General features: G+C 72.7%; 12 protein-coding genes. 5 read left to right on the forward strand and 7 right to left on the reverse strand.

Translation table 11 applies throughout. The features are described 5' to 3' along the window. The first annotated feature begins 31 nt into the window (after positions 1 to 31). Positions 32 to 2,854 carry a penicillin acylase family protein gene (locus ACIG0D_RS24045; protein WP_399804387.1) on the forward strand — a complete coding sequence of 941 codons (2,823 nt, stop codon included), beginning with the start codon at positions 32 to 34 and terminating at the stop codon, positions 2,852 to 2,854. A gap of 103 nt (positions 2,855 to 2,957) precedes the next feature. Here ACIG0D_RS24045 and ACIG0D_RS24050 read toward each other — a convergent pair whose 3' ends face one another. Further along, the gene (locus ACIG0D_RS24050) at positions 2,958 to 4,196 is read right to left on the reverse strand and encodes an exo-beta-N-acetylmuramidase NamZ domain-containing protein (RefSeq protein ID WP_399804390.1); all 1,239 of its coding nucleotides are present in this window, start codon (positions 4,194 to 4,196) and stop codon (positions 2,958 to 2,960) included. Positions 4,197 to 4,385: 189 nt separating this feature from the next. Here ACIG0D_RS24050 and ACIG0D_RS24055 point away from each other — a divergent pair, with 189 nt between their 5' ends. Genes ACIG0D_RS24055 through ACIG0D_RS24065 form a run of 3 tightly spaced genes read left to right on the forward strand, consistent with a single transcriptional unit; the run spans position 4,386 to position 7,432 of the window. Continuing rightward, positions 4,386 to 5,150 (forward strand): SDR family oxidoreductase, encoded by a 765-nt coding sequence (locus tag ACIG0D_RS24055; protein WP_399804393.1) that lies wholly within the window; start codon positions 4,386 to 4,388, stop codon positions 5,148 to 5,150. Then, entirely contained in the window at positions 5,147 to 6,811 is a 1,665-nt protein-coding gene (locus ACIG0D_RS24060) for a class I adenylate-forming enzyme family protein (protein ID WP_399804395.1), read from the forward strand. The genes ACIG0D_RS24055 and ACIG0D_RS24060 overlap by 4 nt, the downstream gene beginning before the upstream one ends. Before the next feature lie 27 nt (positions 6,812 to 6,838). After that, positions 6,839 to 7,432 carry a TetR/AcrR family transcriptional regulator gene (locus ACIG0D_RS24065; protein ID WP_399804398.1) on the forward strand — a complete coding sequence of 198 codons (594 nt, stop codon included), beginning with the start codon at positions 6,839 to 6,841 and terminating at the stop codon, positions 7,430 to 7,432. A gap of 81 nt (positions 7,433 to 7,513) precedes the next feature. On the opposite strand, the gene ACIG0D_RS24070 is transcribed toward ACIG0D_RS24065, so the two are convergent. The 3 genes from ACIG0D_RS24070 to ACIG0D_RS24080 all read right to left on the reverse strand — a co-directional run bounded on the left by ACIG0D_RS24070 (position 7,514) and on the right by ACIG0D_RS24080 (position 10,251). Further along, positions 7,514 to 8,728, reverse strand: coding sequence for an acyl-CoA dehydrogenase family protein (locus ACIG0D_RS24070; RefSeq protein ID WP_399804401.1), 1,215 nt, complete (start codon positions 8,726 to 8,728; stop codon positions 7,514 to 7,516). Positions 8,729 to 8,734: 6 nt separating this feature from the next. Next, the gene (locus ACIG0D_RS24075; RefSeq protein WP_399804404.1) at positions 8,735 to 9,757 is read right to left on the reverse strand and encodes a phosphotransferase family protein; all 1,023 of its coding nucleotides are present in this window, start codon (positions 9,755 to 9,757) and stop codon (positions 8,735 to 8,737) included. Between the two features lie 197 nt (positions 9,758 to 9,954). Continuing rightward, positions 9,955 to 10,251 (reverse strand): hypothetical protein, encoded by a 297-nt coding sequence (locus ACIG0D_RS24080; RefSeq protein WP_399804406.1) that lies wholly within the window; start codon positions 10,249 to 10,251, stop codon positions 9,955 to 9,957. Positions 10,252 to 10,339: 88 nt separating this feature from the next. On the opposite strand from ACIG0D_RS24080, the gene ACIG0D_RS24085 reads away from it, so the two are divergent. Then, positions 10,340 to 11,269: an NADP-dependent oxidoreductase gene (locus tag ACIG0D_RS24085; RefSeq protein WP_399804409.1), complete on the forward strand. Its 930-nt coding sequence runs from the start codon at positions 10,340 to 10,342 to the stop codon at positions 11,267 to 11,269. Between the two features lie 34 nt (positions 11,270 to 11,303). Here ACIG0D_RS24085 and ACIG0D_RS24090 read toward each other — a convergent pair whose 3' ends face one another. Genes ACIG0D_RS24090 through ACIG0D_RS24100 form a run of 3 tightly spaced genes read right to left on the reverse strand, consistent with a single transcriptional unit; the run spans position 11,304 to position 12,569 of the window. Next, entirely contained in the window at positions 11,304 to 11,627 is a 324-nt protein-coding gene (locus ACIG0D_RS24090; RefSeq protein WP_399804412.1) for a DUF202 domain-containing protein, read from the reverse strand. Then, a complete protein-coding gene (locus ACIG0D_RS24095) occupies positions 11,624 to 12,016 on the reverse strand; it encodes a YidH family protein (protein WP_399804415.1) in 393 nt (130 codons plus the stop codon). The genes ACIG0D_RS24090 and ACIG0D_RS24095 overlap by 4 nt, the downstream gene beginning before the upstream one ends. 37 nt (positions 12,017 to 12,053) lie before the next feature. After that, positions 12,054 to 12,569 (reverse strand): NUDIX hydrolase, encoded by a 516-nt coding sequence (locus ACIG0D_RS24100; RefSeq protein WP_399804418.1) that lies wholly within the window; start codon positions 12,567 to 12,569, stop codon positions 12,054 to 12,056. Between the last annotated feature and the right edge of the window lie 50 nt (positions 12,570 to 12,619).

Here is a 12,619-nt window from a genome sequence, read left to right on the forward strand (position 1 = left end):
ACCGGCCCACCCCCCGTCGGGAGGAGCTGCCTTGCCACGACGCACCCCACGCAATGTGCTCGACAGACTGAGAACTCCCCACGGATTCCCCGGGTTCCTGAAGAGAGCGTCCATATGCGTTCTCGTTGCCGGACTTTTGGTTCCGCTTTCCCCGGCCACCGCCCCCGCGGCCACCCCGCACACCCCGGCCACCGCTCTCGCGGACGCCCCCGCGGCCACCGTGGACGACCACTGCGGCGGCCGGTGCTCCGACATCCTGACGCCGGGCCAGAACGGCAACGCCACCCTCGCCCAGATCCTCCTCCACCAGGCCTTCGGTACCCGGCCCGCGCACTCCGACGACCAGCTCGGGCCCTACGCCGACCTCGCGGCCCGCTACCCGGGCCTCACCGACGCGACCGTCGACACCTTCTTCAACGACGCCTCGTTCGGCGTCCCCGCCGACCAGGTCGCCTCCACCGTCCGGCCCGCCGGGCGCACCGACGTGACGATCGTCCGCGACAGGAAGACCGGCGTGCCGCACATCACCGGCACCACCCGCTACGGCACCGAGTTCGGCGCCGGCTGGGCGGCGGCCGAGGACCGGCTGTGGCTGATGGACGTCTTCCGGCACGTCGGGCGGGGCCGGTTGACCCCGTTCGCGGGCGGCGCCGCCGCCAACCAGGGCCTGGAGCAGGAGTTCTGGCGCAACGCGCCCTACACCGAGGCCGAGCTCCAGGCGCAGATCGACAGCGCCGCCGCCGCGCACGGCGAACGCGGCCGGCAGGCCCTCGCCGACGTGCGCGCCTACGTCGACGGCATCAACGCCTACATCGACGCCGCCGACCGCGCCCGCACCTTCCCCGGCGAGTACGTCCTGACCGGCCACAAGGACTCCGTCACCAACGCCGGCACCATCGAGCGCTTCAAGCCCACCGACCTGGTGGCCCTGGCCTCCGTCATCGGCGCGCTCTTCGGCTCGGGAGGCGGCGGCGAGGTGAACAACGCGCTCTCCCTGCTCGCCGCCCAGTCGAAGTACGGCGTCGCCGAGGGCACCGAGGTCTGGGAGTCCTTCCGGATGCGCAACGACCCCGAGGCCGCCCTCACCGTCCGCGACGGCAGCTTCCCCTACGCCGTCAGGCCTGCCGAGCCGCAGGGCCGCGCCCTGCCCGACCCGGGCTCGGTGACCCGCGAACCGCTGGTGTACGACCGCACGGGCGCCGCCACCGGACCGAACGCCGCCGACGCCTCCGCCGACGCCGCCGCGCACGCCGTCAGCTCCGCCCGGCGCGGCATGTCCAACGCCCTGGTGGTGAGCGGCGAGCACACCGCGAGCGGCCACCCGATCGCCGTCTTCGGCCCGCAGACCGGCTACTTCGCGCCCCAGCTGCTGATGCTCCAGGAACTCCAGGGCCCCGGCATCAGCGCCCGCGGCGCCTCCTTCGCGGGCCTGAGCTTCTACGTCGAGCTGGGCCGCGGCCGGGACTACGCGTGGAGCGCGACCACCTCCGGCCAGGACATCATCGACACCTACGCCGTCGAACTGTGCCAGGACGACCACCACTACCTGTACCGGGGCGCCTGCGTCCCGATGGAGAAGGCGGAGCGGCGGAACGCCTGGAAGCCGACCGTAGCCGACGGCACCGCGGCCGGCTCGTACACGATGCGGGTCTGGCGGACGAAGTACGGCCCCGTCACCCACCGCGCGACCGTCGGCGGCAAGAAGGTCGCCTACACCACCCTGCGCTCGTCCTTCCTGCACGAGGCCGACTCGATCGTCGGCTTCCAGATGCTGAACGACCCGTCCTACGTGACCGGACCCGAGAGCTTCCAGAGAGCGGTGCAGCACATCAACTACACCTTCAACTGGTTCTACGCCGACTCCGGGCACACCGCGTACTACAACAGCGGCGACAACCCGGTCCGCGCGGCCGGCGTCGACGCCGAGTTCCCGGTGTGGGCCCGGCCCGCCCACGAGTGGCGGAACTGGGACCCGGCGGCCAACACCGCCGACCACACCCCGCCGTCCGAGCACCCGAACTCGATAGACCAGGACTACTACGTCTCCTGGAACAACAAACCGGCCCGCGACTACCCCTCGGCGCCCTGGGGCAACGGCCGGGTCCACCGCGGCGACCTGCTCGACGACCGGGTGGAGAAGCTGGTCCGGGCCGGCGGGGTGACCCGCGCGTCCCTGGTGAGGGCGATGGCCGAGGCGGGCCTCACCGACCTGCGCGCCGAGCGGGTGCTGCCGAACCTGCTCAGGGTCATCGACGGCGCGCCCGTCACCGACCCGGCCGCAGCGGCGGCCGTGAGCAGGCTCAAGGCGTGGCTGTCCGCCGGGGCGACCCGCACCGAGACCTCACCGGGCGCGAAGGCCTACGCCCACGCGGAGGCGATCCGGATCCTGGACGCCTGGTGGCCGCTGCTGGTGAGGGCCGAGTTCGAACCCGGCCTCGGCAGCGAGCTGTACGCCGCCTTCACCGCCGACCTGCCCGTCGACGAGCCGCCGTCCGCCGCCCACGGCCCGACCGGCGCCCACGCCGGCAGCGCCTTCCAGTACGGCTGGTGGAGCTATGTCGACAAGGACGTCCGCGCGGTGCTCGGTGACCGCGTGGAAGGGCCCCTCGGGGACCGATACTGCGGCGGCGGCAGCCTCACCGCCTGCCGGGACACCCTGCTCGCCACCCTGAAGGCGGCGGCCGGCCGGACCGCCGCCCAGGTCTACCCCGGCGACGAGCACTGCGCGGCGGGCGACCAGTGGTGCGCCGACGCGATCATCCACCGCGAGCTGGGCGGCATCGGCCACCGCACGGTCGGATGGCAGAACCGGCCGACGTATCAGCAGGTCGTGGAGTTCACGTCACACCGGTGAGCCGCACACCGGTGAGCCGCACGCCGTGAGTTGTGGGCCGGTGCATTGTGGGCCGGCGGCGGGTCGGCGGACGCGATCCGCCGCCGGAACCGGCCGGACCGGCTCAGTACAGCAGGTACTCCTCCCGCACCTCACGGAAGGCCGCCAGCTCCGCGCCCCAGTCCGCGACCACGTCGTCCACGCCTGCCCCCGCGTCGATCAGGGTGCGGACCCGGGTCGAGCCGGTCAGTTTGTCGATCCAGTTGTCCGGCCGCCACGCGAAGCCCGGCCAGACCCGCTTGGCGGTCACCAGCAGGCCGATGCCGGTGCGGACCGGGTCGTAGGCCGCCCGGTCGTGGACGTGGATCTGCACGCCGCCGACCGTCTTGCCCTGGAACTTGGAGAAGGTGGGCGCGAAGTAGGCCTCCCGGAAACGCACTCCGGGCAGGCCGAGGTCGTTCGCCGCGGCGGCCCAGCGGCCGTCGACGCCCTCCGCGCCGAGCAGTTCGAACGGGCGCGTGGTGCCCCGGCCCTCGGAGAGGTTCGTGCCCTCGAACAGACACGTCCCGGCGTAGACGAGGGCGGTGTCGGGGGTCGGCATGTTCGGGCTCGGCGGCACCCACGGCAGTCCCGTGGCGTCGTGGAAGTCCCGCCGCTTCCAGCCCGTCATCCGTACGACGTCCAGCGGCACCGGCGAGGTCAGGAACTCCCCGTTGAACAGCCGGGCCAGCTCGCCGACCGTCATCCCGTGCGCCTGGGCGATGGGCTCGCGGCCGACGAACGTCGCGAACTCCTTGTGTAGCACCGGGCCTTCGGCGGAGCGGCCGGTGACCGGGTTCGGCCGGTCCAGGACGACGACGCGCTTGCCGGCGAGGGCGGCTGCCGCCATGCAGTCGTACAGCGTCCAGATGTACGTGTAGAAGCGGGCGCCGACGTCCTGGATGTCGAAGAGGACGGTGTCCACGCCGGAGGCGGTGAAGATGTCGGCGAGGGCGCGGCCGCTCTTGAGGTACGTGTCGTAGACCGGCAGGCCGGTGGCCGGGTCGTCGTAGCGGCCCTCGGAGCCGCCGGCCTGGGCGGTGCCGCGGAAGCCGTGCTCGGGGCCGAAGACGGCGGTGAGGTTCACCCGGTCGTCGGCGTGCATGACGTCCACGATGTGGCGGGCGTCGCGGGTGATGCCGGTGGGGTTGGTGACGATGCCGACCCGCTCGCCGCGGAGGATGTCGTATCCGTCCTTGACGAGGCGTTCGAAGCCGGTGCGCAGGCGGTGGCCCTGCGGGGCCGCGCTCGCCGTGGCCGTGGCGGTGGCGGTCGCGGTGAGTGCTGCGGTGCCGGCCAGGACAGTGCGTCTGGACACGTTCATGCGGTGACCTCCGGTGGTGTGGAGTGCTCCCGCAGGGAGTGTGGCAGGGCGCGGGCCCGGTGAGTGGTTGCTCGCGCAGTTCCCCGCGCCCCGAAGGTGGGGTTCCTTGCCCTTCCTTTCGACATACCGACTGGTTAGTCTGTCCTTTCGCGGGGGCTGAGCCTGCTTGTGTCGCGTCGAAGGAGACCGATGGTGGAAGCCGTGCAGGGTGCGGGAGTCGTGGTCACCGGGGCCGGTGGCGGGATCGGGGCCGCGTTGGCGCGGCGGTTCGCCGCCGAGGGGGCCCGGGTCGTGGTGAACGATCTGGACGCCGAGAAGGCCAAGGCCGTCGCCGAGGAGGTCGGCGGCATCGCCGTGCCCGGGGACGCCTCCGCGATCGTCGACGAGGCACGGGACGCGCTCGGCGGCGTCGTGGACGTGTACTGCGCCAACGCCGGGGTCGCCTCCGGGGGTTCGGAAGCCGCCGGAGAGGACGTGTGGGCGCTCGCCTGGGACGTCAACGTCATGGCGCACGTCCGGGCGGCGCACGCGCTGCTGCCCGACTGGCTGGAGCGGGGCGGCGGGCGGTTCGTGTCGACCGTGTCGGCGGCCGGGCTGCTCACCATGATCGGGGCCGCGCCCTACAGCGTCACCAAGCACGGGGCGTACGCCTTCGCCGAGTGGCTGTCGCTGACGTACCGCCACCGGGGTGTGAAGGTGCACGCGATCTGCCCGCAGGGCGTGCGCACCGACATGCTCACCGCCAGCGGCAGCGCCGGGGAACTCGTCCTCCAGCCGACCGCGATCGAGCCCGAGGCGGTCGCGGACGCGCTGTTCGCCGGGATCGAGGAGGACCGGTTCCTGATCCTGCCGCACCCGGAGGTCGCCGGGTACTACCAGGCGCGGGCCGCCGATCCCGACCGCTGGCTGGGCAACATGAACCGCCTCCAGCAGAAGTGGGAGGCGGCGCGGTGAGCCCCCGTTACGCCGACAAGCCCTGGCTGGACCTGCTCGAAGACGCCCAGAAGGCGCCCGTCAGCCCGGCGGACTCCCTGGTGCACGCCCTGCGGCGCGCCGTCGCCGAGGCGCCCGAGCGGACCTTCCTCGCCTACTTCGACGGGCGGCTGAGCTACCGGGAGGCCGACGAGCTGAGCGACTCGGTCGCCGGGCATCTCGCCGCCCGGGGGCTGGAGCGCGGCGACCGGGTCGCCGTGCTGCTGCAGAACTCGCCGCACTTCGTGCTCGCCGTGCTGGGCGCCTGGAAGGCGGGCGCGGTCGTGGTGCCGGTGAACCCGATGTACAAGTCGGGCGAGGTGTCCCATGTGCTGCGGGACGGCGAGGTCGCGGCGCTCATCTGCTCCGACCGGGCCTGGGAGACGTATCTGCGCGACACCGCGAAGGACTCGCCGGTGCGGATCGTGCTCACCGGGTGCGAACTGGACTTCCAGACGCGCGGGGACGACCGCGTGCTGAGCTTCGAGCGGCTGCCGCTCGCCGGCGACGCCGACGACCTCACGGCCGTCGCCCGCGCGGGCCACAAGGCGCCCGAGGGGCGCGACCCGGGCCCGGATGACGTGGCGCTGATCAGCTACACCTCCGGGACCAGCGGCACGCCCAAGGGCGCCACCAACGCGCACGGCAACATCATGCACAACGCCGAGCGGCAGCGGACCGGGCTCGGGCTGCCCGAGGCGCCGGTGTACTTCGCGCTGGCGCCGCTGTTCCACATCACCGGCATGGTCTGCCAGTTCGGCGCCTGTCTGAACAGCGCGGGCACGCTGGTGCTGGCGTACCGGTTCGAGGCGGGCGTGGTGCTCGACGCGTTCGCCGAGCACCGGCCGCACTACACGGTCGGCCCCTCCACGGCCTTCATGGCGCTGGCCGCGCACCCGTCCGTCACCCGGGACCACTTCTCCTCCTTCCGGGTGATCTCCTCCGGCGGGGCCCCGCTGCCGCCCGCCCTGGTGGAGAAGTTCCGGGCCGGCTTCGGGCCGTACATCCGCAACGGCTACGGCCTCACCGAGTGCACCGCGCCCTGCGCCTCCGTGCCGCCCCACCTGGAGGCGCCCGTCGACCCGGCGTCCGGGACGCTCGCCGTGGGCCTGCCCGGGCCCGACACGATCGTGCGGATCGTCGACGAGCGGGGCCGGGAGGTGCCCTTCGGGGAGCAGGGCGAGATCGTGGTCCGCGGACCGCAGGTCGTGCCCGGCTACTGGCGGCGGCCCGACGCCACCGCCGAGACCTTCCCGGACGGCGAGCTGCGCACCGGGGACATCGGGTTCATGGACGAGCGGGGCTGGCTGTACGTCGTCGACCGCAAGAAGGACATGATCAACGCGTCCGGGTTCAAGGTGTGGCCGCGCGAGGTCGAGGACGTGCTCTACACGCACCCGGCGGTGCGCGAGGCGGCCGTCGTCGGGGTGCCCGACGGCTACCGCGGGGAGACCGTCAAGGCGTACATCAGCCTCCGTCCGGGCGCCGCGGCGGACCCGGAGGAACTGGCCGCGTACTGCAAGGAGAGACTGGCCGCCTACAAGTACCCGAGGCAGGTGGAGGTCCTGCCCGACTTGCCGAAGACGGCAAGTGGGAAGATCCTCCGTCGGGAACTGCGTTCCCGCACGCGGGACAATCGGTAAGGCAACACGGAAAGGCAGGTGGCGGCAGTGCCCAGGACGACGGACGGAGACGGGACTCCTGTGCCGCAGCGGCTGCTGGCCGCCGCCACCCGGCTCTTCGCGGAGCAGGGTTACGACCGCACCTCGGTGCAGGAGATCGTGGAGGCGGCCGGTGTCACCAAGGGGGCGCTGTACCACTACTTCGGCTCCAAGGACGACCTCCTGCACGAGGTCTACGCGCGCGTGCTGCGGCTCCAGCAGGAGCGTCTCGACACCTTCGCGGACGCCGACGAGCCGGTGGAGAAGCGGGTGCGGGACGCGGCGGCGGACGTCGTGGTCACCACGATCGAGAACCTGGACGACGCGTCCATCTTCTTCCGCTCCATGCACCATCTCAGCCCCGAGAAGAACAAGCAGGTGCGCGCCGAGCGGCGGCGCTACCACGAGCGCTTCCGCGCGCTGATCGAGGAGGGCCAGGAGGCGGGCGTCTTCTCCAAGGCGACCCCGGCGGACCTGGTGGTCGACTACCACTTCGGATCGGTGCACCACCTGTCCACCTGGTACCGGCCCGACGGCCCGCTCACCCCCCAGCAGGTCGCCGACCACCTGGCGGACCTGCTGCTGCGGGCGCTGCGGCCGTAGGCGACGGCACGAGCGCCGCGGGCCGCGGCCAAGAGCACGAGTGAGGGGCGGTCGCCCGGGCGACCGCCCCTCACGCATGTCTCAGGCGTACTTCTTCAGCTCCCTGCGTGCCAGCGACCGCTGGTGCACCTCGTCCGGGCCGTCGGCGATCATCAGGGTGCGGGCGCCGGCGTACAGCTCGGCCAGCGGGAAGTCCTGGCTGACGCCGCCCGCGCCGTGCAGCTGGATCGCCTTGTCGAGGATGTCGACGACCGCGCGGGGCGTGGCGATCTTGATGGCCTGGATCTCGGTGTGGGCGCCCCGGTTGCCGACGGTGTCCATCAGCCAGGCCGTCTTCAGCACCAGCAGCCGCAGCTGCTCGACCGTCACGCGCGCGTCGGCGATCCAGTTGTGGATCACGCCCTGCTGGGCCAGCGGCTTGCCGAACGCCTCACGGGAGACGGCCCGCCGGCACATCAGCTCGATCGCCCGCTCGGCCATGCCGATCAGCCGCATGCAGTGGTGGATCCGGCCGGGGCCGAGCCGGGCCTGGGCGATGGCGAAGCCGCCGCCCTCCTCGCCGATCAGGTTCGACACCGGCACGCGCGCGTGGTCGAAGATCACCTCGGCGTGGCCGCCGTGCCAATGGTCCTCGTAGCCGAAGACCTGCATGGCGCGCTTGACGGTGACGCCGGGGGTGTCGCGGGGGACCAGGACCATGGACTGCTGGCGGCGGATGTCCGGACCGTCCGGGTCGGTCTTGCCCATCACGATGAAGATCTTGCAGTCCGGGTTCATCGCCCCGGAGATGTACCACTTGCGGCCGGTGATGACGTACTCGTCGCCGTCCCGCTCGATGTGGGTGGTGATGTTGGTGGCGTCGGAGGAGGCCACCTCCGGCTCGGTCATCGCGAACGCCGAGCGGATCTCGCCCGCCAGCAGCGGCTGAAGCCACTGCTTCTTCTGCGCCTCGTCCCCGAACTGGGCGAGGACCTCCATGTTGCCGGTGTCCGGCGCCGCGCAGTTCGTGGCCGTGGGCGCGAGCTGTGGGGAGCGGCCGGTGATCTCGGCGAGCGGGGCGTACTGGAGGTTGGTGAGGCCGGCGCCGTACTCGGCGTCGGGCAGGAACAGGTTCCACAGCCCCTGCCGCTTCGCCTCCGCCTTCAGGTCCTCCACCACGGCCGGGGTCTCCCACGGCGAGGCCAGCCGCTGCCGCTGCTCGTGGGCGACGGCCTCCGCCGGGTGGACGTACTCGTCCATGAAGGCGAGCAGCTTGGCGCGCAGCTCCTCGGTGCGCGCGTCGAACGCGAAGTCCATGTGTCCTCAGCCTTCCCGCAGGGTCGACAGACCGTGGTCGATGAAGACCGGCACCAGATCGCCGATGCGGTCGAAGCCGCGCCCGACCGTCTGGCCCAGCGTGTACCGGTAGTGGATGCCCTCGAGGATCACGGCGAGCTTGAACCAGGCGAACGCCGTGTACCAGGAGACCGCGGACACGTCGCGCCCCGAGCGCGCGGCGTACCGCTCGATCAGTTCGGCCGGGGCCGGGTGGCCCGGGGCCTCGGCGGTCGTGGAGACGGGGGAGTCGGGCAGGCTCAGCGGCATGCTGTACATCACCAGCAGGCCCAGGTCGGTCAGCGGGTCGCCGAGGGTGGACATCTCCCAGTCGAGGATCGCCCGGATCCGGTCGTCGTCGCCGATGAGAACGTTGTCCAGGCGGTAGTCGCCGTGCACCACGGCCGGGGCGGGGGAGCGGGGCAGGTCGCGGCCGAGCGCGGCGTGCAGCTCGTCGATGCCGGGCAGGTCGCGGTTGCGGGAGGCGTCGAGCTGCTTGCCCCAGCGGCGCAGCTGGCGGTCCAGGAAGCCCTCGGGCCGGCCGAAGTCGTCGAGCGCCACCGCGGCGGGGTCGACGGCGTGCAGCTCGACGAGGGTGTCCACCAGGCCGAGCACCACGTCGCGGGTGCGCTCGGGGCCCAGCGGGGCGAGCTGGTCGGCGGTGCGGTACGGGGTGCCGTCGACGAACTCCATCACGTAGAAGGGCGCGCCGAGCACCTCCTCGTCCTCGCACAGCAGCACCAGGCGCGGCACCGGGACGTTCGTCGGGTGCAGGGCGTCGATCACGCGGTGCTCGCGCTTCATGTCGTGCGCGGTGGCCAGGACGTGGCCGAGCGGGGGGCGGCGTACGACCCACTTGCCGGTGCCGTCGGTGACGGTGTAGGTGAGGTTCGACCGCCCGCCCTCGATCAGCCGGCCGGTCAGGGGGCCCTGCACGAGACCGGGGCGCTCACGGTCGAGCAGGGCGCGCAGCCGGTCCGGGTCGAGGCCTGGCGGGTGGTCGGGACTCATCGTCGCTCCTACGGACGGGTGAACTGGTCCCGACTCATGATGCCGACCGGTCGGTATGCCGTCCAGTGGGCGGAGTGAACGTGATCAGAGCCACGATAGGCGGACGGCTCCCCGCGTGGGTACGAGGAGCCGTTCCGAAGGGATGCCGGGCCGGGGTTTCCGGGGCGGTGGTGCCGGGGCCGAAGTGGCGCCGCGGCTCAGTGGTCGTCCCAGTGGCCCTCGTGCTCGGCGTGCCGGTGCCCGTCGTGGAGGTAGTCGATGTGGTCGCCGTGCAGGACCGTGTCGTGACCGCAGTCCTCGCCGTGGCGGTGGTCGTGGTCCGGGTGGGTGGTGTGCGCGTCGGCCTCGCACTCGTCCCAGTGGCCGCCGTGCTCCCGGTGCAGATGACCGTTGTGGGCGTAGTCGACGTGGTCGCCGTGCGGGACCTCGGTGTGTCCGCAGTCCGGGCCATGGGCGTGGGGGTGGGCCTGGTGTTCCTGGTGGAGGGTCGTCATGGGGCTCACTTCCGTTGAGGGCGCAGAAGAGGGACATTCCCGGCAATCAAGGTTGCATGACGTCCGCGTACCCCGCAGTGTCGGCGGCATGAGAGCGATCAGTTACCGCCGATACGGCGGAGCCGAGGTGCTGGAGTACGGCGAGCTGCCCGAGCCCAAGGTGGGGCCCGACGCGGTACTCGTGAAGGTGCGGGCGGCGGCCGTCAACCCCGTCGACTGGAAGTGCCGCGAGGGATATCTGGACGGGATCCTCGAGCCCGTGTTCCCCGTGGTGCCCGGGTGGGACGTCTCGGGGGTCGTCGTAAGGCCCGGGCCGGCCGTCGCCGAGTTCTCCCCCGGCGACGAGGTGCTGGGATACGTCCGCGAGGACTTCCTGTCCCGGGGCACCTTCGCCGAGTACGTCGCCGCCCCCTTGCGCACCCTCGCCCGCAAGCCGAGCGGCCTCTCCTTCGAGGAGGCGGCCGGGCTGCCGCTGGTGGGCCTGACCGCCTACCAGACGCTGGTGAAGGTGCTCCAGGTCAAGCCCGCCGAGACCGTGCTGGTGCACGCGGCGGCCGGCGGGGTCGGCTCGATCGCCGTCCAGCTCGCCCGGCACCTGGGCGCCCGGGTGATCGGTACGGCGAGCGAGGCCAACCACGACTTCGTCCGCTCCCTGGGCGGCGAGCCCGTGACCTACGGCGACGGACTGGCCGAGCGGGTGCGCGCGCTCGCGCCCGGCGGGGTCGACGCGGTGTTCGACACCGTCGGCGGCGACGCGCTCCGGGCCTCCACGAACGTGCTGGCCCCCGAGGGGCGTATGGCCTCCATCGCGGACGGCGACGTCGTCGACTACGGCGGCCGCTACTACTTCGTCCGCCCCGACGCGGCCGACCTCACCCACCTCGCCGGCCTCGCGGACCGCGGCGTGATCAGCGTCCACGTCTCGCGTACGTTCCCCCTGGCCCGGGCCGCGGACGCGCACCGCCTCAGCGAGGAGGGACGCACGCGGGGGAAGATCGTGGTGACGGTGGAGCAGTGAGGCCGCGGCTCCGGCGCGGAGGCTTCCGGCGGGCTCAGAGGATCAGGGCCGTCGCGCAGATGGCCAGGGCCACCGTGCACAGGGCCGCCGTCGCCGCGTGGCGCGGGGGCAGGGCCGGCGGGCGGGCGGTCCTGGTGAGGGTGCGGATGCGGTGGTGGGCCAGGAGGAGGAAGGCCAGCCAGAGCGCGAAGCAGAGGGCGCAGGCGAGGACGGCCGGGGTGGTCGGGCCCTCGTGCAGGGTGGTCCGCACGGCGAGTACCGCGGCGACGGTCAGGGAGAGGGTCGTACGCCGCCAGGCCAGCCGGGTGCGTTCGGGCTGGAGCCCCGGGTCCCGCTCCCCGGGCGCCGCCCCGCTCACCCTTCCCAGCCGAACAGCACGACCACGACCATCGCCATGGCCACGACCGCGACGACCAGGCTGAGCAGCGCGGGGAACCGGGACACGGGCAGGTCCTCGCCGCGCCGCATGGCCCGCTCGCAGCGGATCCAGTGGTTGACCGCGCGCAGCGAGCAGAGCACGCCCGCCGCCAGCAGCGCCAGGGCCAGTCCGATCCGCCAGCCCCAGCGCAGGTCCGGCAGGAACTGGTCCACCGCGAAACCGCCGCCGATCAGCGCGAGCGCGGTGCGCAGCCACGCGAGGAAGGTGCGTTCGTTGGCCAGCGAGAACCGGTAGTCGGGGGTGCCGCCCTCGTCCCGGACCCGGGCGGGGGCGAACCACAGACGGACGTTCCGCAGGACTTCGATCACCCGTACGACAGTACCGGGAGGGGATCGTCGCGGCAGGTCAGTGCGCCGACCGGTGGGCGCGCAGCCGCTCGTAGGCGGCGAGGCCGTCCGGGACCCACTCCCACTCGGTCAGCCGCCGCGCCAGCTCGGCCTCCGGCAGGAAGGCGTGCCAGGCGACCTCCTCCACCTGGGGGCGGACCGGGAGGTCGCAGCGGACCTCGTAGACGGCGGACCACCAGGACAGGCCGGCGCCGTTGTCGTAGAGGAACGTGAACAGCCGGCGCGGGCGCGGCAGGCCGCTCACGCCCAGCTCCTCCTCGGCCTCGCGCAGCGCGGCGTCGTCGTAGGACTCGCCCGCGCCCACCACTCCGCCGACGAACATGTCGTACAGCGAGGGGAAGACCAGCTTGGTCGGCGTGCGCCGGTGGACGAAGATCCGGTCCTGCGCGTCGCGCGCCTGGATGAACACACAGCGGTGCCGCAGGCCCTTCGCGTAGACCTCACCGCGCGGGCGCCGCCCGATGACGCGGTCGTTCTCGTCGACGATGTCCAGGATCTCGTCCGCAGCGCTCATGGGCCCATCCAAGCAGGCCCGGTGCGTCCTCCGGCAGGGCGGGCCGCGGC

The sequence above is a fragment of the Streptomyces sp. NPDC052773 genome (genome assembly GCF_044547145.1).
Lineage (GTDB): Bacteria > Actinomycetota > Actinomycetes > Streptomycetales > Streptomycetaceae > Streptomyces.

Coding starts and splice junctions, on each gene's coding strand:
- ACIG0D_RS24080 (WP_399804406.1), bottom strand. CDS start 10,251: ATGACGACCCTCCACCAGGAACACCAGGCCCACCCCCACGCCCATGGC.
- ACIG0D_RS24070 (WP_399804401.1), bottom strand. CDS start 8,728: ATGGACTTCGCGTTCGACGCGCGCACCGAGGAGCTGCGCGCCAAGCTG.
- ACIG0D_RS24055 (WP_399804393.1), top strand. CDS start 4,386: ATGGTGGAAGCCGTGCAGGGTGCGGGAGTCGTGGTCACCGGGGCCGGT.
- ACIG0D_RS24075 (WP_399804404.1), bottom strand. CDS start 9,757: ATGAGTCCCGACCACCCGCCAGGCCTCGACCCGGACCGGCTGCGCGCC.
- ACIG0D_RS24050 (WP_399804390.1), bottom strand. CDS start 4,196: ATGAACGTGTCCAGACGCACTGTCCTGGCCGGCACCGCAGCACTCACC.
- ACIG0D_RS24085 (WP_399804409.1), top strand. CDS start 10,340: ATGAGAGCGATCAGTTACCGCCGATACGGCGGAGCCGAGGTGCTGGAG.
- ACIG0D_RS24100 (WP_399804418.1), bottom strand. CDS start 12,569: ATGAGCGCTGCGGACGAGATCCTGGACATCGTCGACGAGAACGACCGC.